Here is a 23,350-nt window from a genome sequence, read left to right as displayed (position 1 = left end):
GCAGGATGACCCGCCTTTCCGCCGCCGGCCCGTATAAGGGCGTGTTCCCGGTCGCGCCGACCGTGTTCGACGCCGCCGGCCGGCTCGATCTCGACGGCCAGAAGCGCTGCATCGACTTCATGATCGATGCCGGCTCGCACGGCCTGTGCATCCTCGCCAATTTCTCCGAGCAGTTCGTGCTGGCCGATGACGAGCGCGATCTTGTCATGGCCACGGTGCTGGAACATGTGGCGGGCCGGGTGCCGGTCATCGTCACCACCACCCATTTCGCCACCCATATCTGCGCCGAGCGTTCGCGCCGGGCGCAGGAGGCGGGCGCGGCGATGGTGATGGTGATGCCGCCCTATCATGGCGCTACCTTCCGCGTGCCGGAGCCTTCCGTCTACGGCTTCTACAAGGCCGTGTCCGACGCCATCGACATCCCGATCATGGTGCAGGACGCGCCCGTCGCCGGCACGCCGCTCTCCGTGCCGTTCCTCGCCAAGATGGCGCAGGAGATCGAGAACCTCGCCTATTTCAAGATCGAGGTGCCGCAGGCGGCGAACAAGCTGCGGGCGCTGATCGAGGCCGGCGGCGAATCCATCGTCGGCCCGTGGGACGGCGAGGAGGCGATCACGCTGATGGCCGATCTCGATGCGGGGGCCACCGGCGCCATGACCGGCGGCGGTTTCCCCGACGGTATCCGCGAGATCATCGACCCCTATTTCGCCGGGGACCGCGCGGCCGCGCTCGACGCCTATCAGCGCTGGCTGCCGCTGATCAATTACGAGAACCGACAGGCGGGCTTCGCCACGGCGAAAATCCTGATGCAGGAGGGCGGGGTCATCCGCCACGACACGCTGCGCGCGCCGCTGCCGCCGGTGCATCCGGCGACGCGGGCCGGCCTGCTCGAACTTGCCCGCCGGCTCGATCCGCTGGTATTGAGGTGGGGTAAGTGAGCGCGATGGCCATGACCGAGCTTACCGGAGCCGCTCTTCTCGGGTCCCGCGACCTCACCGGCGCGGCGACGTTCCAGGCCATCGATCCCGCTACCGGCACTACGCTGGAGCCGGCCTTCCTCAACGCCGGCCCGGCCGAGGTGGCGCAGGCGGCGGCGTTGGCGGCGCAGGCTTACCCGCTCTACCGCGCCACGACGCCGGAGGCGCGCGCGGCCTTTCTCGACGCCATCGCCACCAACATCGAGGCGTTGGGCGACACGCTGATCGCCCGTGCCGCGCGCGAGACCGGCCTGCCGGTCGCCCGGCTGAACGGCGAGCGCGCCCGCACCACCGGCCAGCTCCGGCTGTTCGCCAGCTGGGTGAGGGCGGGCGGGGCCGACGAGCCGCGCCTCGACAGCGCCCTGCCCGACCGCACGCCGCTGCCGCGCGCCGATCTGCGGATGCGCCATATCGGCCTCGGGCCGGTGGCGGTGTTCGGCGCCTCGAACTTCCCCCTGGCCTTCTCCGTCGCCGGCGGCGACACCGCCTCGGCGCTGGCGGCGGGCTGCCCGGTCATCGTCAAGGGTCATCCCGCCCATCCCGGCACATCGGAACTGGTCGGCCGCGCCATCCGCGCGGCGGTGGCCGAGGCCGGGCTGCCGGAAGGCGTGTTCTCGCTGCTCACCGGCACGTCGCATGAACTCGGCTCCGCGCTGGTGGCCGATCCGCGCGTCAAGGCGGTGGGCTTCACCGGCTCGCGCGGCGGCGGCCTCGCTCTGTGCCGCATCGCCGCCAACCGGCCCGAGCCGATCCCGGTCTTCGCCGAGATGAGCAGCATCAACCCGGTGTTCCTGCTTCCCGCCGCGCTGGAAGCCCGCGCCGAGGCGCTGGCCACCGGCTTCGTCGGCTCGCTCACCATGGGCGCCGGCCAGTTCTGCACCAATCCGGGCCTTGTCATCGCGATGGCCGGCCCGGCGCTCGACCGCTTCATCGCGGCCGCCGCCACGGCGGTTTCCGCCGCCCCTGCCGCGACCATGCTCACCCCGGGCATTGCCGGCGCCTATGCCAAGGGCGTCGCGGCGCTGGCGGAGCAGCCTGATGTCAGCGAGCTCGCCCATGGCGGCGAGGGCGGCGTCAATGCCTGCCGCCCGGCGCTGTTCGTGACCGACGCCGAACACTTCCTGCGCGAGCCGGTGCTGTCGCACGAAGTGTTCGGCGCCTCCTCGCTGGTGATCCGCTGCGCCGATGAGGCGGACATGGCGGCGGTGGCCGGGGCGCTGGAAGGCCAGCTCACCGCGACGCTGCAACTGGACGCCGCCGACCACGCCCTCGCCGCCCGGCTGCTGCCGGTGCTGGAGGACAAGGCCGGGCGCATTCTCGCCAATGGCTGGCCGACGGGGGTGGAGGTCTGCCACGCCATGGTGCATGGCGGGCCGTTCCCCGCCACCTCCGACCCGCGCTCCACCTCGGTCGGCACGCTCGCCATCCGCCGCTTCCTGCGCCCGATCTGCTACCAGGACCTGCCGGAAGCGCTGCTGCCCGCCGCCGTGCAGACGGGCAATCCGCTCGGCCTGCCGCGCCTTGTCGACGGCACGCCCGCACTCCCCGGGGAGGCCCGCCCATGAGCCCGATCCGCCTCGCCCTTGTCGGCCTCGGCAAGATCGCCCGCGACCAGCACCTCCCCGCCATCGCCGCCACGGAGGGTATCGAGCTGGTGGCGGTAGCCAGCCGCAACGCCTCGCTCGACGGCGTCGCCCATTTCGCCACGCTCACCGATCTGCTGGCGAGCGGCGAGCCGATCGACGCGGTGGCGCTCTGCACCCCGCCGCAGGGCCGGCACGACCTGGCGGCGCGGGCGCTTGCCGCCGGCAAGCATGTGCTGCTGGAAAAGCCGCCCGGCGCCACGGTGAGCGAGCTCGGCCCGCTGGTCGCCGCGGCGCAGGTGTCCGGCCGCACTTTGTTCGCCACCTGGCATTCGCGCTTCGCCCCGGCGGTGGAACCGGCCCGCGCCTTCCTCGCCGAGGTGGCGCCGCGCGCGGTGCGGGTGACGTGGAAGGAGGATGTGCGCGTCTGGCATCCCGGCCAGCGCTGGATCTGGGAGCCGGGCGGGCTCGGCGTGTTCGACCCTGCCATCAACGCGCTGTCGATCCTCACGCGGATTCTGCCGCGCCCGGTGTTCGTCACCGGCGCGGAGCTTTCCTTCCCCTCCAACTGTGCCGCGCCCATCGCCGCCACCGTCTCTTTCGCGGATGCGCACGGGCTGAAGGTAGAGGCCGATCTCGATTTCCTGCAGACCGGGCCGCAGAGCTGGGACATCGAGGTCGACACCGACCGCGGCACGCTGCTGCTCGCCAAGGGCGGGGCCGAACTCTCGCTCGACGGCCAGGTGCTGAGCGCGCAGACCGAGGCGGAATATCGCAACATCTACAAACGCTTCGTCGAACTGGTTCAGACGGGGGGGTCGGATGTCGACCTCGCCCCGCTGCAACTGGTCGCCGACGCCTTCCTGCTGGGTCGGCGCGTTGACGTCGCGCCATTCCATGACTGAGCCTTAAGGAGAGACGCATGGACAAAGCCAGCAAAAGCAACCGGCCCCTGCGCTCCCGCGCCTGGTTCGACAACCCCGACAATATCGACATGACCGCGCTCTATCTGGAGCGCTACCTCAATTTCGGGCTCAGCCAGGACGAATTGCAGAGCGGCCGCCCGATCATCGGCATCGCCCAGACCGGCTCGGACCTCTCCCCCTGCAACCGCCACCATCTCGAACTCGCCAAGCGGGTACGCGACGGCATTCGCGAGGCCGGCGGCATCGCCATCGAATTCCCCGTCCATCCCATCCAGGAAACCGGCAAGCGCCCCACCGCCGGGCTCGACCGCAACCTCGCCTATCTCGGCCTGGTCGAGGTGCTCTATGGCTACCCGCTCGACGGCGTGGTGCTCACCATCGGCTGCGACAAGACCACCCCGGCGCTGCTGATGGCGGCGGCGACGGTGAACATTCCCGCCATCGCGCTCTCGGTCGGGCCGATGCTGAACGGCTGGTACAAGGGCGCGCGCACCGGCTCCGGCACCATCGTGTGGAAGGCGCGCGAATTGCTGGCGGCCGGCGAGATCGACCATGCCGGCTTCGTCAAGCTGGTGGCGTCCTCCGCCCCTTCCACCGGCTATTGCAACACCATGGGCACGGCGACGACGATGAACTCGCTCGCCGAGGCGCTGGGCATGCAGCTGCCGGGTTCCGCCGCCATCCCCGCCCCCTATCGCGACCGGCAGGAAATCGCCTACCGCACCGGCCTGCGCATCGTCGAGATGGTGCATGAGGATCTTAAACCCTCCGACATCCTCACCCGCGACGCCTTCCTCAACGCCATCCGGGTGAATTCCGCCATTGGCGGCTCGACCAACGCGCCGATCCATCTCAACGCGCTCGCCCGCCATGTCGGGGTGGAACTCTCCATCGACGACTGGCAGACCTATGGCGAGGAGGTGCCGCTGCTGGTCAATCTCCAGCCCGCCGGCGAATATCTCGGCGAGGACTATTACCATGCCGGCGGCGTGCCGGCGGTGGTCAACCAGTTGATGGGCCAGGGCCTCATCGCCGAGGACGCGCTCACCGTGAACGGGCGCTCGCTCGGCGCCAACTGCGCCGGCGCCGGCATTCAGGACGAGGCGGTGATCCGCCCCTATGACCAACCGCTGAAGGAAAAGGCCGGCTTCCGCGTGCTGCGCGGCAATCTGTTCTCTTCCGCCATCATGAAGACCAGCGTCATCAGCGCGGAATTCCGCGTGCGCTACCTCTCCAACCCGGACGACCCGGACGCTTTCGAGGGCCGCGCAATCGTGTTCGACGGGCCGGAAGACTACCACGCCCGCATCGACGACCCCGCACTTGCCATTGACGATGGCTGCATCCTGTTCATGCGCGGCGCCGGCCCCATCGGCTATCCCGGCGCGGCGGAAGTGGTGAACATGCGCGCGCCGGACTACCTCATCAAGGCCGGCGTGCATGCCCTGCCCTGCATCGGCGACGGGCGCCAGTCCGGCACGTCGGGATCGCCCTCCATCCTTAACGCTTCGCCCGAGGCGGCGGTCGGCGGCGGCCTCGCTTTGCTGCGCACCGGCGACCGGGTGCGCATCGATCTGAAGCGCAACAGCGCCAACATGCTGGTGGCGGAGGAGGAACTTGCCCGCCGCCGCGCCGAGCTGGACGCGGCCGGCGGCTATGCCTACCCCGCCAGCCAGACGCCGTGGCAGGAAATCCAGCGCGGGTTGGTCGGCCAGCTGGAAACCGGCGCCGTGCTGGAAAACGCCGTGCGCTACCAGCGCATCGCCCAGACCAAGGGGATGCCGCGTGACAACCATTAGCGCGCCCGCTCCCGAGGCAACCTCCAGCACCCTCATCTGCGCCGAGCGCTGCCATCTCGGCGAGGGCCCGGCCTATGACGCCGCGCGCGACACCGCCTGGTGGTTCGACATCGTGGAGAAGCGGCTCTATGAGGCGCGGCTCGCGACCGGCGATATCGCCGTGCATACGTTGCCGGTCATGGCGAGCGCGCTGGCGGTTGTCGATGCCGAGCGCCAGCTGCTCGTCACCGAGGCCGGGCTGATGCTGCGCGATGTCGCTTCGGGCCGGCTGGAAACGCTCGTCCCTGTGGAGGCGGACAAGGCCGGCACCCGTTCCAACGACGCCCGCGTCCACCCCTCCGGCACCTTCTGGTTCAGCACCATGGGCCGCAACGCGGAGACCGGCGCCGGCACCGTCTATGCCTTCCATGCCGGCGCGGTGATCCCGCTTTTTCCCGCCGTCACCATTCCCAACGCCATCTGCTTTTCGCCCGATGGGTCGCTCGGCTATTTCGCCGACACGGCGATTGGCGAACTCTACCGGGTGCGGCTCGATCCCGGATCCGGCCTGCCGCTGGAAGCCCCGACCCTGCTGCATCGGCATCCGGGTGAAGGCGGGCTGGACGGTGCCGTCACCGATGCCGAGGGGCTGATCTGGTGCGCCATCTGGGGCGGGGGGCGGCTCAACGCCTATTCCCCGGCGGGCGATCTCGTCCGCAGCGTGCCCACCCCGGCGCACCAGACCAGCTGCCCGGTCTTTGTCGGGCCGGGTTTCGACCGCGTGCTCGTCACCTCCGCCTGGCAGCACATGGATGCGGACGCCCGCGCGGCGGACCCGGAGCATGGCCGCACCTTCCTCCTCGACATCGGCGCCACCGGCCGCGCCGAGCCGCGCGTCCTTCTGGGGGCGCGGTGATGGGCGGCGTCTCGCACATCGTCGTCGACTGGGGCACGTCGAGCTTCCGCCTTTGGGCGCTGGACCGCGACGGCGCGGTGCTGGCCGAGCGGCGCAGCACGCAGGGGCTGGCGGCGTCGGGCACTGAGGGCTTCGAGCGCGTGCTCGACGCCCATCTCGACGTGCTGGGCATAGCGGACCGCGTGCCGGTCATGATGTGCGGCATGGTCGGCTCGCGCGCCGGCTGGGTGGAGGCGGCCTATGTCGCCACCCCCGCCGGGCTGGACGGGCTGACCGAGAAGGCGGCGCATGTGCCTTCCGCGCGGCGGCTCATCCGCATCCTGCCCGGCATCGCCCAGCGCGGCGCGGCGGGGGCCGACGTGATGCGCGGCGAGGAGACCCAGCTGCTGCCGCTGATCCGCGACGGCTTCCACGGCGTCGCCTGCCTGCCCGGCACCCATTGCAAATGGGTGCGGGTGGAAGGCGGCACGGTCGCTGGCTTCGCCACCTTTCTCACCGGCGAACTGTTCCATTTGCTGCGCAGCGCCTCCGTCGTCGCGCCGGCGGTGGACGGGGCGGCGGCGGTGGACCCGGACTCCGAGGCTTTCGCGCAGGGCGTCGATAACGGCCTCGCCGCGCCGGAGCTGCTCGGCCGCGACCTGTTCCGCCTGCGCGCCGGCTGGTTGCTGGACGGCACGTCGCCGGAGGCGACGCTGGCGCGGCTGTCCGGCCTGCTCATCGGCGCGGAGCTGGCGGGTGCGCGGCACTTTGCCGGCGCCAGCCCGGTCGCGCTCATCGCCTCCGGCGCGGCGGCGGCGCTCTACCGCACGGCGCTGGCACGCGCCGGTTTCGCCGCCGTCACCCTTCACGACGCCGAGGACTGCGTGCGCGCCGGGCTGCACGCCGCCGCCCTCAAGGCGTTCCGGCTGGAAAGGATCACCGCATGAACGCCCCCTTCGCTCCCCGCGTGCCCTGGCCGCAGCTGCGGCGCGGGCTGGTGGCCATCCTGCGCGGCCTGCGGCCGGAGGAGGCGGAAGCCATTGTCGGCGCGCTGATCGAGGAAGGGCTGGAGGCGATCGAGATCCCGCTCAACTCGCCGGACCCCTTCGCCTCCATCGAGACCGCCGCGCGCCTCGCCCCAAAGGGCGTGCTCATCGGCGCCGGCACGGTGCTCAGCGTGGAGGAGGTCGACCTGCTCAACTATGCCGGGGGGGCGGCTGATGGTGAGCCCGAATGTCGATCCGCAGGTGATCGCCCGTGCCGCGCGCCACGGCATGGTGACGATGCCCGGCGTGCTGACCCCGACGGAAGCGTTCGCCGCGCTGAAGGCCGGGGCTTCGGGGCTCAAATTCTTCCCCGCCAATCTGCTCGGGCCGTCGATCATTCAGGCGATTGCCGTGGTGCTGCCGCCGGGCACGGTGGTCGGCGCGGTGGGCGGTGTCGGCGAAGAGGAGTTCGCCGCCTATGCCCGCGCCGGCATCCGCACCTTCGGCCTCGGCTCCAGCCTGTACCGGCCCGGCGCCACCGCCGCCGAGGTGCGGGCGAAGGCGCGGGCCATGGTCGCGGCCTATGACGCGGCCTTTCCGACCGAGACACGAGGCAGCGGATGACCCGCGCGCCTTCCTGCGGGCTTCCCCGCCAAAAATCCGGACCGCCCAAGGCGGCCGTTGAAAACACCCGAGTTGAAACGCTCAAGGAGCTGACGATGAAACGCCTGACGACGCTTTTCTCCGCAACCGCCTTCGCGCTGGGCGCGCTGGCCCTCGCCCTCCCCGCTTCGGCGGCGGACAAGGGCACGGTCGGCATCGCCATGCCCACCAAATCCTCCGCCCGCTGGATCGCCGACGGCGACAACATGGTGAAGGTGCTCAAGGAGCGCGGCTACAACACCGATCTGCAATATGCCGAGGACGACATCCCCAACCAGCTCTCGCAGATCGAGAACATGGTGACCAAGGGCGCCAAGGTGCTGGTGATCGCCTCCATCGACGGCACCACCCTGTCGGACGTGCTGAAGCAGGCGCATGACAAGGGCATCAAGGTCATCGCCTATGACCGCCTGATCCGCGAGACGCCGAATGTCGACTATTACGCGACCTTCGACAATTTCCAGGTCGGCGTGCTGCAGGCGCAGTCGCTGCTCAAGGGCCTCGGCTATCCCGAGAACAAGGGCCCGTTCAACATCGAGCTGTTCGGCGGCTCGCCGGACGACAACAACGCCTACTTCTTCTACGACGGCGCCATGTCGGTGCTGAAGCCGCTGATCGACAACGGCACGCTCAAGGTCGCTTCCGGCCAGATGGGCATGGACAAGGTCTCGACCCTGCGCTGGGACGGCGCCACCGCCCAGGCCCGCATGGACAATCTGCTCAGCGCCTACTACTCCGACAAGACGCTCAACGGCGTGCTCTCGCCCTATGACGGCCTGTCCATCGGCATCCTGTCCTCGCTCAAGGGCGTCGGCTATGGCTCCGGCAAGATGAAGATGCCCGTCGTCACCGGCCAGGACGCGGAAGTCCCGTCGATGAAGTCGATCCTCGCCGGCGAGCAGTACTCCACCATCTTCAAGGACACGCGCGAACTCGCCAAGGTGACGGCCGACATGGTCGACGCCACCCTGTCCGGCAAGGAGCCGACCGTCAACGACACCAAGACCTACAATAACGGCGTCAAGGTCGTGCCGTCCTACCTGCTCAAGCCCGTCGTCGTCGACAAGGGCAACTGGGAAGCCGTGCTGATCGGCTCCGGCTACTACAAGCCCGGCCAGATCAACTGATCCCCCTACCCGCCGAACGCCGCGCCGGCACCCCGCCGGCGCGGCCCCGGCCTTTGGACCGATCCATGAACGCTCTTCTGGAAATGCAGGGCATCAGCAAGCACTTCGCGGGTGTGCGGGCGCTGAGCGATGTCACCTTCGCCGTCCGGCCCGGCGAGATCCATGCCCTTGTCGGCGAGAACGGCGCGGGCAAGTCGACGCTGATGAAGGTGCTGAGCGGGGTCTACCCGCACGGTTCCTATGAGGGCGCCATCGTCTTCGACGGCGAGGAGCGCCGCTTCAGCGACATCACCGACTCGGAAGCGCTGGGCATCATCATCATCCACCAGGAGCTGGCGCTGGTTCCGCTGCTCTCCATCGCTGAGAACATCTTCATCGCCAATCCGCCCGGCCGCTTCGGCGTCATCGACCGCGGCGCGGTCCACCGGCGCACCAAGGAACTGCTGGCCAAGGTCGGGCTCGACGAATCCCCGGACACGCTGGTGACCAATATCGGGGTGGGCAAGCAGCAGCTGGTGGAGATCGCCAAGGCGCTGTCGAAGAAGGTGCGCCTGCTGATCCTCGACGAGCCCACCGCCAGCCTGTCGGAAAAGGACAGCGCCGCGCTGCTCGACCTGTTGCTGGAATTCAAGGCGCAAGGCATCGCCTCCATCCTCATCTCGCACAAGCTCAACGAGGTCTCCAAGGTCGCCGACCGCATCACCGTGCTGCGCGACGGGCGCACCGTCGACACGCTCGACTGCCATGACGGCGCGGTGGAGGAAGACCGCATCATCTCCAAGATGGTCGATCGCGACCTCGAACACCGCTACCCCAAGCGCGAGCCTGATATTGGCGGGCCGATCTTCAAGGTGACGAACTGGTCGGCCTATCACCCCCTGCATTCCGAGCGGCAGGTGATCAAGAATGTCGATTTCGAGGTCCGGCGCGGCGAGATCGTCGGCATTGCCGGGCTGATGGGCGCCGGCCGCACCGAATTCGCCATGAGCATTTTCGGCCGCTCCTGGGGCCAGAAGATCAGCGGAAGGGCGGAGATGGAGGGCCAGCCGGCGGACCTCTCCACCGTGCGCCGCGCCATCGATGCCGGCCTCGCCTATGTCACCGAGGACCGCAAGCAGCTCGGCCTTCTGCTGGCCGAGGACATCCGCAAGAACGTCACTCTCGCCAATCTGCCCGCCGTCGCGCCGGGCCGGGTGATCGACGATCTGAAGGAGCTGCGCGTCGCCTCCGACTACCGCGCCCGCATGCGCATACGTTGCCACAGCGTCTATCAGGAAACCGGCAAGCTCTCCGGCGGCAACCAGCAGAAGGTGGTGCTGTCGAAATGGCTGTTCACCGACCCCAAGGTGCTGATCCTCGACGAGCCGACGCGCGGCATCGATGTCGGCGCCAAATATGAAATCTATTGCATCATCAACGAGCTGGCGGATGCCGGCAAGGGCGTGGTGGTGATCTCCTCCGAGATGCCGGAACTGCTCGGCATCTGCGACCGCATCTGCGTGATGAACGAGGGCGCCTTTGTCGGCGAGTTCCCCGGCGCGGAGGCCTCGCAGGAAAAGATCATGCGCGCCATCATGCGCAAGGGAGAGCAACGCCCCATGGAGGCATTGGCATGAGCGACACCGCTCTCAAGGACAAGGCGAGCCACGCCGGCTTCCTGAAGAACAATTTGCGCGAATACGGGATGCTGATCTCGCTCTTCGCCATCATGATCTTTTTCGAGGTGGTGACGAACGGCACGCTGCTGCGCCCGCTCAACCTCACCAATCTCGTGCTGCAGAACAGCTACATCGTCATCATGGCGCTGGGCATGCTGCTGGTCATCGTCACCGGTCATATCGACCTGTCGGTCGGCTCGGTGGCCGGCTTCATCGGTGCGGTGGCGGCGGTGCTGATGGTGAAGTTCGACCTGCATTTCATCCCGGCGACGCTGATCTGCCTCGCTTTGGGCGGGCTGATCGGCGCGGCGCAGGGCTATTGGGTCGCCTATTTCAAGATCCCGTCCTTCATCGTCACCCTGGCCGGCATGCTCGTGTTCAAGGGGCTGGCGCTGGCGATCCTCGCGGGGCAGTCGGTCGGTCCTTTCCCGCCCACCTTCCAGAAGCTGTCCTCCGGCTTCATCCCGGAACTCATCCCCGACGCCGGCAACCTCTACCCCACCTCGCTCGCCATCGGCGCGGCGCTGGCGCTGGCGATGGTGTGGCTGAACTTCCGCGGCCGCGCCCGGCAGGAAGCGCACCACATCCACACCGAGCCCTATGGCTTCTTCCTCGCCAAGAACGCGCTGCTGTTCGCGGTCATTCTCTATTTCGCCTATCTCATCGCCTCGCATCGCGGCCTGCCCAATGTGCTGGTCATCATGACGGCGCTGATCGCGCTGTATGCCTTCGTGACCACCCGCACCACCATTGGCCGGCAGATTTATGCCGTCGGCGGCAATGAGAAGGCGGCCAAGCTCTCCGGCATCAAAACCGAGCGGCTGACTTTCCTCACCTTCGTCAATATGGGCGTGCTGGCGGCGTTGGCCGGCCTCGTCTTCGCCGCCCGGCTCAACACCGCGACGCCGAAAGCCGGCCTCGGCTTCGAGTTGGACGTGATCGCCGCCTGCTTCATCGGCGGTGCCTCGGCCTATGGCGGCGTCGGGCGTGTCGGCGGCGCGGTCATCGGCGCGCTGATCATGGGCGTGATGAACAACGGCATGTCGATTCTGGGCATCGGCATCGACTACCAGCAGGTGATCAAGGGGCTGGTGCTGCTCGGCGCCGTCTGCCTCGACGTCTACAACCAGCGCCGCGCCTGAGCGCGCAACGCCCGGTCGCCTTTAGAGCGTTTTCGAGCGAAGTGGCTACCGGTTCGCGTGAAGAAAACGCGACAAAAGAAAGAGTCAGAGCATTTCACTGTTTCCATGAAACAGTGAAATGCTCTGGGGGCGGCCGGGCCGCCTTCCCGCCGCTTGACAAGGGCGGCGCGCTGGGGGACCCCGGTTGTCCGCATCCCTCGTCACACCCGGCGCGCCATGTTCCGCTTCCTGCATTCCAGCGACCTGCATCTGGGTAAGCGCTTCGGCAATTTCGCCGGCGATCTGCCCGGCCGGCTGCGCGAGGCGCGCCATGGCGTGATCGCCCGGCTGGCGCAGCACGCGCGCGAGCAGGGCGCCGGCACCATCCTGCTCGCCGGCGACAGCTTCGACACCGAGACTCCCGCGCCGGAGGTGCGGCGGCAGGCGCTGGCGGAGATGCGCCACCACGCGCCGCTGCGCTGGGTGCTGCTGCCGGGCAATCATGATTCGCTCCAGGCCGCGCCGCTCTGGGCGGCGCTGAAGGCGGAAGCGCCGGATAATGTCATCCTCGCCACCGAGCCCCGGCCGCTCGAACTCGCCCCGGGCGTGGTGCTGCTGCCCGCTCCCTGCACCACGCGCCGGCCCGGCCGCGACCTCACCGAATGGATGGACGCCCACCCCACCCCGGAGGGCACGCTGCGTCTCGGCCTCGCCCATGGCGCCATCCGCTCCTTCTCTGAGGACGCGGTGGCCGGCGAGGTGATCGCGCCCGACCGTGCCCGCCGCGCCGGCCTCGCCTATCTCGCGCTCGGTGACTGGCATGGCGCGGTGGAGGTGGACCCACGCACCCGCTACAGCGGCACGCCGGAACCGGACCGCTTCAAGCACGAAGCGCCCGGTACGGCTCTGGCGGTCGGCCTCGCCGGTGCCGACGCCCTTCCCGAGGTGCAGGCGCTGCCGACCGCGAGCTTCGCCTGGCGCGAACTCGACCTGCATCTGCTGGAGGGCGACGACCCGATAGCGGCGCTGGCGGCGCTGCTGCCGGAAGAGCGGGTGCGCCGGCAGACGCTCGCGCGGCTCGTCGCCACCGGCCGCACCGGGCTGGAAGGGCAGGCGGCGCTGCAGCGCGCCGTTGCTACCGCTGCGCCGGATTTCGCCTTTCTCGACCTCGACGCTGCCGGCCTTGCCACCGCCTGCGCGCCGGACGATCTCGACCGCATCGACCGGGGCGGCGCGCTGCGCGCGGCGGCCGACGCACTGCTGGCGGAATCGGGCGACCTCGCCCGCTCGGCCGAGGAGCGGGAGATTGCCCGCGCCGCTCTCGGCCGGCTCTATTCCCTGGCACAGGCGAGCGCACCATGAAGATTTCCGCGCTGCGGCTGTTCAATGTGAAGCGCTTCGCCCAGCGCGGCGTCGCCATCGAGAACATCGGCGACGGCGTCAACGTGCTGTGCGCGGTGAACGAGTTCGGCAAGTCCACCAGCTTCGAGGCGCTGCACGCGCTGTTCTTCCAGCCGCATTCCGGCACGCCGGGCGATGTGCAGCGGCTGCGGCCCTATAGCGGCGGCAGCCCGCTGGTGGAGGCGGACATCTCGACCGGGGCGGGCCGCTTTCGCCTGACCAAGCAATATTATGGCGGCCGCTTCGCCCGCGTCACCGATCTCGCCACCGGCCGGCTGCTGGCGCAGGCGGATGAGGCGGAAGCCTTCATCGCCGGGCTGATCCGTGGCGGCACCGCCGGCCCGGCCGGGCTGCTCTGGGTGCGGCAGGGGCTCACCGGCATCGAGAAGCGCAGCAAATCGGAAGAGGACAGCGAGAAGCAGGTGCGCGCCAGCCTGCTGGAATCGGTGCAGGGCGAGGTCGAGGCCGTCACCGGCGGGCGGCGCATGGCGGAGATCATGGCAGCGACGCAGGCGGCGCTGGCCGATCTCGTCACCGCCACCGGCCGGCCCAAGGCGGGCGGGCGCTACGCCGCCGCGCTCGACGCCCGCGACGCGCTGATCGAGCAGGAGCAGCGGCTGGCCACCGATGTGCGGGCGCTGCGCGAGGCGCTGGACCGGCGCGCGCAGACGCTCAAGCGGCTCGCCGAGCTGGAGCAGCAGGAGGAGCGGCAGGCGCGGCATCGCGCGGTGGAAAGTGCGCAGGCCGCTTTCGACGCCGCCAAGGCGCAGGGCGAGGCGCTGCGCGCCGCCGAGGCCGAGGCCGGGCTGGCGCTTGAGCGCCGCGACGCCGCCGAGCGCGAACTCACCGCCTATCGCAACGTGCTCGCCACGGCGCAGGCGCATGCGGCGGCGATGGCCGAGGCCGAGCAGCGGCGCGCGGCGGCGGTGGCGCGGCGCCAGTCCGCCGGGGCGGAACTGCAACGGGTGCAGGCCGAGCTTATCGCAGCCGAAGCGGCGGAGGACGCGGCGCGCCAGCGCCTCGCCCGTGCCGACGCCGCATCGAAGGCGCGCGAAGCGCGCACACGGCAGGCGGCGCTGGCCGAGCGGCTCGCCGCCGCCGAAGCGGCCCGGCAGGCGCTGGAAGCCGCCGATGCGGCGCTGGCCCTCGCCAAGGTTCCGCCCGGCCGTCTCGATGAATTGCAGGCGCTGGAAATCGACATCGCCAAACGCCGCGCAGTGGAGGAGGCGGCGCGGCCGTCGGTGACCATCGACTACGCACCCGGCGCCGCTCCCATCCTTATGGACGCCGTGCCGCTGGGCGCGGGCGAGGAGCGCGGCTATGACGGGCAGGCGCGGCTCACCCTGCCCGGCCTCGGCACGCTCACTCTGCGTTCCAACCGCGCCGCGCCGGCCGACAGCAAGCTCGCCGAGGCGCAGGCGCGCCACCGCGCCTTGCTCGCCGCGCTGGGGGTGGAGGATCTCGCCGCCGCCCGCGCCCGGCAGATGCGGGCGCAGCAGATCGAGACCGAGCGGCGCGAGGGGCAGGCCCGCCTCGCTCTGCTCGCGCCGGAAGGTCTGGCGCGGCTGCGTGAGGAGGTGGCCGCCGGGGCCGGGCTCGGCGCGGAGCTGCCCGAGCCCGAGGACGACCCCGCCGCGCTGCGCGCCGCCCTCGCAGCGGCGGAAGAGCGGCGCGCCCTCGCCCGGCAGGCGCTGCGGGCGGCCGAGCCGCTGCGCGCCCGCGCCGACGAGGCGTTCGTCGAGGCGGAGACCGCGCTCGCCGGGCTGAAGGCCGAACACGCGCAGATCGCGGCCCTGCTCGGCCCGGAGGACGCCCGCCCGGCACGCGCGGACGCACTGGCGCGCCGGCGCGACGAGCTGCAACGCCTGTTCACCGAGGCGGAAGCGCAGGTGCAGCGCCACCGCGCCGGGGCGGTCGATCTTGAAGCCGCCGAGGCGGCGCTGCGCCGTGCCCGCTCGGTGGAGGAGGCCGCGACCCGGGAAGCGGCGACGCTGCGCGAGACCCTCGCCGGGCTCAATGCGCAAATCGGCACCCGCGCGGATGAGGCGGTGGAGGAAATGTGGGGCGAGGCGAAAGAGGCGCTCGCCGCCGCCACCGCCCGCGTGGAGGGTTTCAAGGCCGAGGTGCGGGTGCTGCAGCGCCTGGCCACCGCGCTGGAGGTGGCGCGGGCGCAGGCGCGCGATCTCTATCTGAGGCCGGTCATGGCCGAACTCTCGCCGCTGCTCGGCCTGTTGTTCGACGATGCCGCCATCACCTTCGACGACAAGACGCTGCTGCCGCAGACGCTGCGCCGCAACGGCCATGAGGAAGAGGTGGAGCGGCTGAGCGGGGGCATGCGCGAACAGCTCTCCGTGCTCACCCGCCTCGCCTTCGCCCGTCTGCTCGCCCGCGACGGCCGGCCGGCGCCGGTCATTCTCGACGACGCGCTGGTCTATTCCGACGATGACCGCATCGAGCGCATGTTCGACGCGCTGCACCGCCAGTCGCGCGACCAGCAGATCATCGTCTTTTCCTGCCGCCAGCGCGCCTTCCAGAAGCTGGGCGGCCATGTGCTTGCCATGACCGACTGGCAGCCCGGCGCCGGCACCGCCGGCTAGTTCCGCACCACCTTGCCGGGGTTCATGATGTTGGCCGGGTCGAGCGCGGCTTTCAGCGCCCGCATCAGGCTGAGCTTGGCCGGGTTGCCATAGCGATCGAGCAGGTCGAGCTTGACGGTGCCGATGCCATATTCGGCCCCGAAGGACCCGCCCATCGCCACGGCGAGGTCGTAAACGCGCGGCGACACCTCGCGCTCGAACCACGGCTTGTAGACGGACGGCTCCGCTCCCGGGGCGACCACGTTGAAATGCACATTGCCGTCGCCGACATGGCCATAGATGGAGAGCCGCCCGCCGGCGCCGTGCTCTTCCACCAGCGCGCTGGCTCGCGTGATGAAGTCCGGCAGCGCCGAGGTCGGCACGGAAATGTCGTGCTTGAGCGAGCCGCCATTGGCGACTTCCGCCTCGGGAATATGCTCGCGTAAGTACCACAGCTGGTCGCGCTGCTGCCCGCCATTGGCCAGCGTGCCGTCGCTCACCCAGCCCTCGCCCATCGCCTCTTCGAGAAAGGCGGCCATCGCCTCCTCAAGTCCCAGCAGCGGCGAGCAGCTCTGCGCCTCCATCAGCACATAATGCGGCGCCGCCGTCTCCAGCGGATGCCGCAGCCCCGGCTGGGCGGCGAGCAGAAGGCTGAGGGAGTGATGCGAGACATATTCGAACGAGGTGATGTTCTCGCCGGTGAGCACCTGCGCGCGGGCCAGCAGCGTGGTCAGTGCGCCGATCTCCTCGGTGGCGAGGAAGGCGGTCACTGTCTGCGCCGGCTTGCGCGCCAGCTTCAGCGAGGCGGCGGTGATGATGCCGAGCGTGCCTTCGGCGCCCAGCAGAACCTGCTTCACGTCATAGCCGGTGTTGTTCTTGCGCAGCGGTTGCAGCACGTCGAGAATCTGCCCGTCCGGCAGCACCGCCTCCAACCCGAGCACGAGGTCGCGGGCCATGCCGTATTTCAGCACGGAAATGCCGCCGGCATTGGTCGAGAGCGTTCCGCCCAGCTGGCAGGACTGGCGCGAGCCGAGGTCGAGCGGCAGCATCAGCCCGGCGTCGTCGGCGGCGTCCTGCACCACGCTCAGCACGCAGCCGGCCTCGGCGGTGAGCGAGAGATTGGCGGCATCAATCGTGCGCACGGCGTTCAGCCGTTCCAGGCTCAGCACCAGTTCCCCGCCCTCGGACGAGGGCGTGGCGGCGGCGCAATAGGAGGTGTTGCCGCCCTGCGGCACCAGCGGCACGCGGTGTTCGGCGCACAGCGCGACGATGGCCTGCACCTCCGCGGTGGAGCGCGGGCGCAGCACGGCGCGGGCGGTGCCGGTGCGGAAGCGGCGGAAATCGGTGAGGTAGCGCGCGACCACGTCCGGGTCGGTGACGGTGAGTTCCGCCGGCAGGCTGCCGAGTACGCGGTTGATCGGGTCCATGCGTGCCGCCCTTCTTCCCCTGCCCTCGCGCGGGCCGGGGGAGATAGCCGGCGCGCGGCACGGCTGGCAAGCCGTCGCGTTCGGGCGAGGCGCGCTCAGATGCGGGCGAGGATGGCGCCGGCGAGCCGGGCGACCGTGGCGACATGGGCGCGGCTCGCCTCATAGGCACCCTCCCCGTCCCGCTGCATCAGCGCGGCATGGAGGCGCCGCATCTCGGCGATGGCGTCGGCGTGGCGGCCCTGCTGGGCGATGGTCATGGAGCGCAGATGGTTGATGCGGGCATTGAGCGAGCGCACCACATCCCACGCCACTTCCTTGCCGGCGGCGACGAACAGCTTCTCGTAGAATTCCGTGGTCCGCCGCAGCACCTCGCGCGGGCTGCCGGTGCGAAAGGCGGCGTCGATCTCGTCGATCACCCCGCCAAGCTCGGCAATCGCCGCCTCGGGAGCGTTGAGCGCGCAGGCCCGCGCCGCCTCGCTCTCCAGCAGCGCGCGGATCTCGTAGATCTGCGCCGCCTGCGCCGGGTCGGGCTTGGTCACGGCCGGGCCTTGATGGGGAATCGTCTCCACCAGCCCCTCGGCTTCGAGATGGCGCAGCACCTCGCGCACCACGCTGCGGCTGACCCCCAGCCTTTCGCACAGCTGGCGCTCCACCAGCCGCTCGCCGGGCTTGAAGCGGAAATCGAGAATGGCGTCGCGCATTTTCTCCAGCGTCAGGCTGCGCAGCGTCGGCACGCTGCGCTCGACCTTCATCTCTTCGCCGGCAGCATTGGATTCGGTAGTCGCGACCATGGCTGTCTCCGTTCCCGCCTCTTGTCGCCCGAGCGGCGCGGGATGACAATTGACTCGGTTGTCTTATGGTATACCATCATACGGAACTTGAGGCCATCGTCGCTGAACGACTGCCCGCACGGCGCCGCTCAGCCCGTCTTTCGTGAGACAGATCATGCCGTTGCAGCTGCGCAAGCTCGTCACCTATGCCGAGACCACCTTCATCGAGGGCGGCCGCGCCGCCGCCTCGCCGCTGCGGCTCTATGCGGCGGCGGCGGTGCTCACCAACCCGTGGGCGGGGCGCGGCTTCGTCGAGGACCTGAAGCCGGAGATTCACGACATCGCCCCCCAGCTCGGCGCGCTGCTGACCGAGGAAATCCTGCGCATGGCCGGCTCGGGCGAGGCGGTGGAAGGCTATGGCAAGGCGGCAATCGTCGGTACGTCCGGCGAGGTGGAGTATGCTTCGGCGCTGATCCACACGCTGCGCTTCGGCAATCACTACCGCAAGGCGGTCGGCGCCAAGAGCTATCTCGCCTTCACCAATACGCGCGGCGGGCCGAATGCTTCCATCGCCATTCCGCTGATGGACAAGCTGGATGAGGGCCGCCGCTCGCACTACCTCACCATCCAGTTCGCCATTAACGACGCCCCGGCGCCGGACGAGATCGTCGTCGCGCTCGGCGCCTCCATTGGCGGGCGCCCGCATCACCGCATCGGCGACCGCTATCAGGATCTCAAGGAGCTCGGCTCCACCCAGGGCCTCGACGCCGCCCCGGCGGACGCCTCCCATGGCTGAGCGGCGCGTCCTCGCCTATGCCGGCCGCGACGGCGCCCCCGCGCAGGTCGCCTATCGCCGCGCGGGCGTGGCCGGCGCGCCGGCCGTGGTGCTGATCCATGGCGTCGGCATGGCGAGCGAGGTGTGGGCACCGCAGATCGACGCGCTCTCCGCCTTCCATGACGTGATCGCGCTCGACATGCCCGGCCATGGCGGCTCTAGCCTGCCGCCGGAAGACGCGCGGCTCTCCGATTACGCCGATCAGGTCGTCGCGCTATTGGACGGGCTGGGCCTGTACTCGGCCGCGCTGGTCGGCCATTCCATGGGCGCGCTGGTGGCGCTGGAGGTGGCGCTGGCGCATCCCGCGCGGGTGCGCGCCGTCGCCGCGCTCAACGCCGTGTTCTGCCGCACGCCGGAACAGCGCGCGGTGGTCACCGCCCGCGCCGGCTCGCTGGAGGCGGAAGGCCGCGCCGCCTCGCACGAAGCCGCCGTGGCGCGCTGGTTCGGCGCGCCGGTGCCGGCGGAGCTTGAGGCGAGCGCGGCGCAGGTATCGGCCCTGCTCGCGTCCGGCGACCCCCTTGGCTATGCCCGCACCTATGCGCTGTTCGCCGCCTCGGACGCGGCGCATCGCGACCGGCTCGCCAGCCTCGCCATGCCGGCGCTGTTCATGACCGCCGAGGGCGATCCCAACTCCACCCCCGCCATGTCGCGGGCGATGGCCGCGCTGGCCCCGCAGGGCGCCGCCGAGGTGCTGGCCGGCGCGCGCCATATGATGACGCTGACCCATCCGGCCGAGGTGAACGCGCGGCTCCTCGCCTTCCTCGATACGCCGGCCGCGCCCTTCGACGCCAAAGCCTTCCGCCGCGCGCTCGGCGCCTTCCTCACCGGCGTCACCGTGGTGACGACGCGCAATGCGGCGGGCGAGATGCGCGGCTTCACCGCCAATTCCTTCTCCTCCGTCTCGCTCGATCCGCCGCTGATCCTCGTCTGCCTGGCGAAAACCGCGTCGAGCTTCCCGGTATTCTCCGCCGCCGATCACTTCGCCGTCTCCGTGCTGGCGGCGGAGCAGAAGGACGTGTCGGCCCTGTTCGCCTCCAAGTCGCCCGACAAGTTTTCCGGCGCGCCGTGGCAGCTCGGCCCGGCCGGCAGCCCGGTCATTACAGGCGCGGCGGCGTGGTTCGACTGCACGCGCCACGAGGTGGTGGAGGCGGGCGACCATGTTATCCTCATCGGCCATGTCCGCGGCTTCGGCACGCATGATGTCGCCCCGCTCGGCTATTGCCGCGGCGCCTATGTCGATGTCTCGCTCGGCCTGCAGGCATTGGCCAAGCGCGACGAACCCGCCCGCGTCGGTGCCATTCTGGAAGCGGACGGCGCGCTGCTGATGGTCGAGGACGGCAAGGGCGGGCTGAGCCTGCCCACCGGCTCCTGCCTGGAGCCCGCCGCCAATCCGCGCAGCCTGCGCGGCGCGCTGGCCCGGCTCGGCGTCGAGGGACGGCTCGGCTTCCTGTTCGCGGTGTTCGAGACGCCAGGCACGGGCGACGGTCCGCCCACCGTCTCGCTCTATTACCGCGGCAGCTTCGAGGGCGTGCCCTCCGCGTCGGCGGGCGCGGTGCTTGTGCCGCTCGACGCGGTCGATCTTGCCCGCCTGCCTGATGAGGCGACCCGCTCCATGCTCGCGCGCTATCTGCGCGAGCGCCGCGAGGACACGTTCGGCATCTATGTCGGCGATGCCGCGCAGGGCGTCGTCCATCCCCTCGCCACCCCCGCGCCGCACTGAGTCACCGGGATCACTGCCATGAAGTTCTCCCTCTTCGTCCATATGGAGCGCACCGATCCCGCCATTCCCCACGCAAGGCTGTTCGCCGAGCTGGAGGAGCTGGCACTCACCGCCGAGGGGGCGGGCTTCGAGACGGTGTGGATCGGCGAACATCACGCGATGGATTTCACCATCGCCCCCAACCCCTTCATCCAGCTCGCCCATCTCGCGGCCAAGACGAAAACCATCCGCCTCGGCACCGGCAATGTCATCGCCCCGTTTTGGCACCCGATCCGGCTCGCCGGCGAGGCCGCGATGATGGACCTCGCCTGCGACGGAAGGCTCGATCTCGGCGTCGCGCGCGGCGCCTATGTTTTCGAATATGAGCGCCTGCTGCCCGGCCTCGACGCCATGGGCGCCGGCCTGCGCATGCGCGAGCTGGTGCCGGCGGTGCAGAAGCTGTGGGAGGGCGATTACGCCCATGAGGGCCAGTTCTGGAGCTTCCCCACCTCCACCGCCTCGCCCAAACCCGTGCAAGAAGGCGGCCCGCCGATCTGGATCGCCGCGCGCGACCCCAACAGCCACGCTTTCGCCGTCGCCAATGGCTGCAATGTGCAGGTGACGCCGCTCGCCTCGGGCGATGGCGAGGTGGCGAGCCTGATGGAGCGCTTCAACACGGCGGTGGCGGATCACCCGCAGGTGCCGCGCCCCAAGATCATGCTGCTGCAGCACTGCTTCGTGGCCGATTCCCCTAATGAGGCCGACCAGCTCGCCGACGATCTGTCCGCCTGGTACGGGCTGTTCGGCGCCTGGTTCGCCAATAAGCGGCCGATCCACCAGGCGATCATGGCGCCGCTCACCCCGGAGGAGCGCGCCGCCGCCCCGCACTTCGCCCCTGACGTGGTGCGCAAGAATCTCGTCATTGGCGAGCCCGACGAGGTGATCGCGCGGCTGAAAGGTTATGAGGCGCTCGGCTTCGACCAGTTCTCGCTGTGGATCGACGCCGGCATCAGCCACGCGCGCAAGGCGAAGTCGCTGGACCGCTTCATCCGCCACGTGATGCCGGCCTTTGCGTGAGGATGAAGCGATGACCGCGCTGCGCGACGATTTCCGGCTCTATATCGACGGCGCCTTCGTCACCGGCGGGGGCAGCTTCGAGAGCTATGACCCCGCCACCGGCCAGCCCTGGGCGGTGATGCCGGCGGCCACGGCGGACGACGTGAACCGCGCGGTGGAAGCCGCCCACCGCGCTTTCGAGGCGCCGGAATGGGCCAGCCTCACCGCCACGGCGCGCGGCAAGCTCTTGATGCGGCTCGGCGATCTCGTCGCCGCCCATGCGCTGGAGTTGGCGGAGCTGGAGACCCGCGACACCGGCAAGATCATCCGCGAGACCCGGGCGCAGATCGGCTATGTCGCGGAATATTATCGCTATTTCGGCGGCCTCGCCGACAAGGTCGAAGGCGCGCATCTGCCCGTCGACAAGCCGGACATGGAAGCCTGGCTGCGGCGCGAGCCGATCGGCGTCGTCGCGGCCGTGGTGCCGTGGAATTCGCAGCTGTTCCTCTCGGCGGTGAAGCTCGGCCCGGCGCTGGCGGCGGGCTGCACCGTCGTGCTGAAAGCCTCGGAGGAAGGCCCCGCCCCGCTGCTCGCCTTCGCCCGGCTGGTGCATGAGGCTGGCTTTCCCCCCGGCGTCGTCAACATCCTCACCGGCTTCGGCGAGGAGTGCGGCAAGACGCTCACCGCGCACAGGCTCGTCTCCCGCGTCGCCTTCACCGGCGGGCCGGCGACCGCGCGGCATGTGGTGCGCAACACGGCGGAGAACCTCGCCTATACGACGCTCGAACTCGGCGGCAAGTCGCCGGTGCTGGTGTTCGCCGATGCCGATCTGGACAGCGCCGCGAACGCCGTGGTGGCCGGCATCTTCGCCGCCTCCGGCCAGAGCTGCGTCGCCGGTTCCCGCCTCTTTGTCGAGGAAAGCGTGCGCGACAAGCTGCTCGCCATCCTCACCGAGAAGGCCCGCCGCATCCGCATCGGCGACCCGCAGGACCCGGCGACCGAGATGGGTCCGCTCGCCACCGCGCGCCAGCTCGCGCATATCGAACAGGTCGTCGCCGCCAGCCTCGAAGCCGGTGCCGCGCTGGTGACCGGCGGGCAGCGGGCGGAGGGGTTCACAGCCGGCAATTATTACGCCCCCACCATCCTCGCCTGCGCCGGCAATGAGGTGCCCTGCGCGGCGGAGGAACTGTTCGGTCCGGTGCTCAGCGTCATCGGCTTCGTGGACGAGGCGGATGCCGTTGCCAAGGCCAATGACAGCCCGTTCGGCCTCGCCGCCGGTGTGTTCACCCGCGATCTCACCCGCGCCCACCGGCTGATCCGGCGGCTGCGCGCCGGCATCGTCTGGGTCAACACCTACCGCGCCGTGTCTCCCATCGTGCCCTTCGGCGGCTATGGCCTCTCCGGCCTCGGGCGCGAGGGCGGGGCGGAATCGATCCGCGACTACACCCGCACCAAATCGGTCTGGCTGCGCACCTCCGACGCGCCGATCGACGATCCCTTCGTCATGCGCTGAGGCCCCGCCATGCTCTACGAGATGCGTACCTATCGGCTGAAGACCGGCGCCGTCCCCGCCTATGTGAAGCTGGTGGCGGAAGAAGGCATCGCCTTGCAGAAGAGCCATCTCGGCCAGCTGGTCGGCTATTTCACCAGCGAGATCGGCCCGCTGAACGAGATCGTCCATATCTGGGCCTATGCAAGCCTCGATGACCGCGCCGCCCGCCGGGCGCGGCTGAACGCCGATCCCGCCTGGCTCACCTTCCTGCCGAAGATCCAGGCGCTGATCGAGACCATGGAAAACAAGATCCTGCTGCCGACGGCGTTCTCGCCGCTCGACTGACGGCGCTTCGCCGCCGCCCGACGCAAGACGACACG

18 protein-coding genes and 1 pseudogene are annotated in these 23,350 nt (G+C 70.0%); 17 read left to right on the top strand and 2 right to left on the bottom strand.

Annotated features, from left to right (window positions below; genetic code table 11):
- Positions 1-5: 5 nt before the first annotated feature.
- From ACO07Z_RS06000 to ACO07Z_RS05945, 12 genes and pseudogenes are all read left to right on the top strand, one after another.
- Positions 6-938 (top strand): dihydrodipicolinate synthase family protein, encoded by a 933-nt coding sequence (locus ACO07Z_RS06000; protein WP_421697832.1) that lies wholly within the window; start codon positions 6-8, stop codon positions 936-938.
- Positions 939-943: 5 nt separating this feature from the next.
- Positions 944-2,542 carry an aldehyde dehydrogenase (NADP(+)) gene (locus ACO07Z_RS05995; protein ID WP_421697892.1) on the top strand — a complete coding sequence of 533 codons (1,599 nt, stop codon included), beginning with the start codon at positions 944-946 and terminating at the stop codon, positions 2,540-2,542.
- A complete protein-coding gene (locus tag ACO07Z_RS05990; RefSeq protein WP_421697831.1) occupies positions 2,539-3,465 on the top strand; it encodes a Gfo/Idh/MocA family protein in 927 nt (308 codons plus the stop codon). The genes ACO07Z_RS05995 and ACO07Z_RS05990 overlap by 4 nt, the downstream gene beginning before the upstream one ends.
- A gap of 17 nt (positions 3,466-3,482) precedes the next feature.
- Positions 3,483-5,285 carry an IlvD/Edd family dehydratase gene (locus ACO07Z_RS05985; RefSeq protein ID WP_421697830.1) on the top strand — a complete coding sequence of 601 codons (1,803 nt, stop codon included), beginning with the start codon at positions 3,483-3,485 and terminating at the stop codon, positions 5,283-5,285.
- The gene (locus ACO07Z_RS05980; RefSeq protein WP_421697829.1) at positions 5,272-6,180 is read left to right on the top strand and encodes an SMP-30/gluconolactonase/LRE family protein; all 909 of its coding nucleotides are present in this window, start codon (positions 5,272-5,274) and stop codon (positions 6,178-6,180) included. Before ACO07Z_RS05985 ends, ACO07Z_RS05980 begins: the two co-directional genes overlap by 14 nt.
- Complete coding sequence (locus ACO07Z_RS05975; protein WP_421697828.1) at positions 6,180-7,106, top strand: 2-dehydro-3-deoxygalactonokinase; 927 nt, start codon at positions 6,180-6,182, stop codon at positions 7,104-7,106. Before ACO07Z_RS05980 ends, ACO07Z_RS05975 begins: the two co-directional genes overlap by 1 nt.
- A pseudogene (locus tag ACO07Z_RS05970) lies at positions 7,103-7,769 on the top strand (2-dehydro-3-deoxy-6-phosphogalactonate aldolase). The gene ACO07Z_RS05975 and the pseudogene ACO07Z_RS05970 overlap by 4 nt, the downstream one beginning before the upstream one ends.
- 95 nt (positions 7,770-7,864) lie before the next feature.
- Positions 7,865-8,935 carry a multiple monosaccharide ABC transporter substrate-binding protein gene (gene chvE, locus ACO07Z_RS05965; RefSeq protein WP_421697827.1) on the top strand — a complete coding sequence of 357 codons (1,071 nt, stop codon included), beginning with the start codon at positions 7,865-7,867 and terminating at the stop codon, positions 8,933-8,935.
- 65 nt (positions 8,936-9,000) lie between these two features.
- Complete coding sequence (gene mmsA / locus ACO07Z_RS05960; protein WP_421697826.1) at positions 9,001-10,551, top strand: multiple monosaccharide ABC transporter ATP-binding protein; 1,551 nt, start codon at positions 9,001-9,003, stop codon at positions 10,549-10,551.
- Positions 10,548-11,735, top strand: coding sequence for a multiple monosaccharide ABC transporter permease (gene mmsB / locus ACO07Z_RS05955; RefSeq protein ID WP_307017865.1), 1,188 nt, complete (start codon positions 10,548-10,550; stop codon positions 11,733-11,735). The genes mmsA and mmsB overlap by 4 nt, the downstream gene beginning before the upstream one ends.
- Positions 11,736-11,951: 216 nt before the next feature.
- Positions 11,952-13,076, top strand: a complete 1,125-nt coding sequence (locus tag ACO07Z_RS05950; RefSeq protein ID WP_421697825.1) for a metallophosphoesterase family protein — start codon at positions 11,952-11,954, stop codon at positions 13,074-13,076.
- Positions 13,073-15,712: a DNA-binding protein gene (locus ACO07Z_RS05945; RefSeq protein WP_421697824.1), complete on the top strand. Its 2,640-nt coding sequence runs from the start codon at positions 13,073-13,075 to the stop codon at positions 15,710-15,712. The genes ACO07Z_RS05950 and ACO07Z_RS05945 overlap by 4 nt, the downstream gene beginning before the upstream one ends.
- Here ACO07Z_RS05945 and ACO07Z_RS05940 read toward each other — a convergent pair.
- Together ACO07Z_RS05940 and ACO07Z_RS05935 are read right to left on the bottom strand one after the other, a co-directional pair.
- Entirely contained in the window at positions 15,709-17,118 is a 1,410-nt protein-coding gene (locus ACO07Z_RS05940) for an FAD-binding oxidoreductase (RefSeq protein ID WP_421697823.1), read from the bottom strand. The genes ACO07Z_RS05945 and ACO07Z_RS05940 overlap by 4 nt on opposite strands.
- 95 nt (positions 17,119-17,213) lie before the next feature.
- Positions 17,214-17,909: a GntR family transcriptional regulator gene (locus ACO07Z_RS05935; RefSeq protein ID WP_307017858.1), complete on the bottom strand. Its 696-nt coding sequence runs from the start codon at positions 17,907-17,909 to the stop codon at positions 17,214-17,216.
- Positions 17,910-18,063: 154 nt separating this feature from the next.
- Here ACO07Z_RS05935 and ACO07Z_RS05930 point away from each other — a divergent pair, with 154 nt between their 5' ends.
- The 5 genes from ACO07Z_RS05930 to ACO07Z_RS05910 are packed head-to-tail and all read left to right on the top strand — an operon-like array spanning position 18,064 to position 23,315.
- Positions 18,064-18,684: an amino acid synthesis family protein gene (locus tag ACO07Z_RS05930; RefSeq protein ID WP_421697822.1), complete on the top strand. Its 621-nt coding sequence runs from the start codon at positions 18,064-18,066 to the stop codon at positions 18,682-18,684.
- A complete protein-coding gene (locus tag ACO07Z_RS05925) occupies positions 18,677-20,443 on the top strand; it encodes an alpha/beta fold hydrolase (RefSeq protein WP_421697821.1) in 1,767 nt (588 codons plus the stop codon). The genes ACO07Z_RS05930 and ACO07Z_RS05925 overlap by 8 nt, the downstream gene beginning before the upstream one ends.
- An 18-nt stretch (positions 20,444-20,461) precedes the next feature.
- Positions 20,462-21,499: an LLM class flavin-dependent oxidoreductase gene (locus ACO07Z_RS05920; RefSeq protein WP_421697820.1), complete on the top strand. Its 1,038-nt coding sequence runs from the start codon at positions 20,462-20,464 to the stop codon at positions 21,497-21,499.
- Between the two features lie 10 nt (positions 21,500-21,509).
- Positions 21,510-22,991: an aldehyde dehydrogenase gene (locus ACO07Z_RS05915; protein ID WP_421697819.1), complete on the top strand. Its 1,482-nt coding sequence runs from the start codon at positions 21,510-21,512 to the stop codon at positions 22,989-22,991.
- Positions 22,992-23,000: 9 nt separating this feature from the next.
- The gene (locus ACO07Z_RS05910) at positions 23,001-23,315 is read left to right on the top strand and encodes an NIPSNAP family protein (protein ID WP_421697818.1); all 315 of its coding nucleotides are present in this window, start codon (positions 23,001-23,003) and stop codon (positions 23,313-23,315) included.
- Positions 23,316-23,350 lie beyond the last annotated feature (35 nt).

The organism is Ancylobacter sp. (assembly GCF_965229075.1).
Classification (GTDB): domain Bacteria; phylum Pseudomonadota; class Alphaproteobacteria; order Rhizobiales; family Xanthobacteraceae; genus Ancylobacter.
The sequence above is the reverse complement of the archived record's forward strand: the minus strand, read 5'-3'. Positions and strand labels throughout refer to the sequence as shown.

Bases quoted from the DNA above. Each gene is read 5' to 3' on its own strand.
- ACO07Z_RS05915 (WP_421697819.1), top strand. From the start codon at position 21,510: ATGACCGCGCTGCGCGACGATTTCCGGCTCTATATCGACGGCGCCTTC.
- ACO07Z_RS05935 (WP_307017858.1), bottom strand. From the start codon at position 17,909: ATGGTCGCGACTACCGAATCCAATGCTGCCGGCGAAGAGATGAAGGTC.
- mmsB (WP_307017865.1), top strand. From the start codon at position 10,548: ATGAGCGACACCGCTCTCAAGGACAAGGCGAGCCACGCCGGCTTCCTG.
- ACO07Z_RS05950 (WP_421697825.1), top strand. From the start codon at position 11,952: ATGTTCCGCTTCCTGCATTCCAGCGACCTGCATCTGGGTAAGCGCTTC.
- ACO07Z_RS05990 (WP_421697831.1), top strand. From the start codon at position 2,539: ATGAGCCCGATCCGCCTCGCCCTTGTCGGCCTCGGCAAGATCGCCCGC.
- ACO07Z_RS05920 (WP_421697820.1), top strand. From the start codon at position 20,462: ATGAAGTTCTCCCTCTTCGTCCATATGGAGCGCACCGATCCCGCCATT.
- ACO07Z_RS05940 (WP_421697823.1), bottom strand. From the start codon at position 17,118: ATGGACCCGATCAACCGCGTACTCGGCAGCCTGCCGGCGGAACTCACC.
- ACO07Z_RS05945 (WP_421697824.1), top strand. From the start codon at position 13,073: ATGAAGATTTCCGCGCTGCGGCTGTTCAATGTGAAGCGCTTCGCCCAG.
- ACO07Z_RS05925 (WP_421697821.1), top strand. From the start codon at position 18,677: ATGGCTGAGCGGCGCGTCCTCGCCTATGCCGGCCGCGACGGCGCCCCC.
- ACO07Z_RS06000 (WP_421697832.1), top strand. From the start codon at position 6: ATGACCCGCCTTTCCGCCGCCGGCCCGTATAAGGGCGTGTTCCCGGTC.
- ACO07Z_RS05995 (WP_421697892.1), top strand. From the start codon at position 944: ATGGCCATGACCGAGCTTACCGGAGCCGCTCTTCTCGGGTCCCGCGAC.
- ACO07Z_RS05930 (WP_421697822.1), top strand. From the start codon at position 18,064: ATGCCGTTGCAGCTGCGCAAGCTCGTCACCTATGCCGAGACCACCTTC.
- mmsA (WP_421697826.1), top strand. From the start codon at position 9,001: ATGAACGCTCTTCTGGAAATGCAGGGCATCAGCAAGCACTTCGCGGGT.
- ACO07Z_RS05910 (WP_421697818.1), top strand. From the start codon at position 23,001: ATGCTCTACGAGATGCGTACCTATCGGCTGAAGACCGGCGCCGTCCCC.
- chvE (WP_421697827.1), top strand. From the start codon at position 7,865: ATGAAACGCCTGACGACGCTTTTCTCCGCAACCGCCTTCGCGCTGGGC.
- ACO07Z_RS05985 (WP_421697830.1), top strand. From the start codon at position 3,483: ATGGACAAAGCCAGCAAAAGCAACCGGCCCCTGCGCTCCCGCGCCTGG.
- ACO07Z_RS05975 (WP_421697828.1), top strand. From the start codon at position 6,180: ATGGGCGGCGTCTCGCACATCGTCGTCGACTGGGGCACGTCGAGCTTC.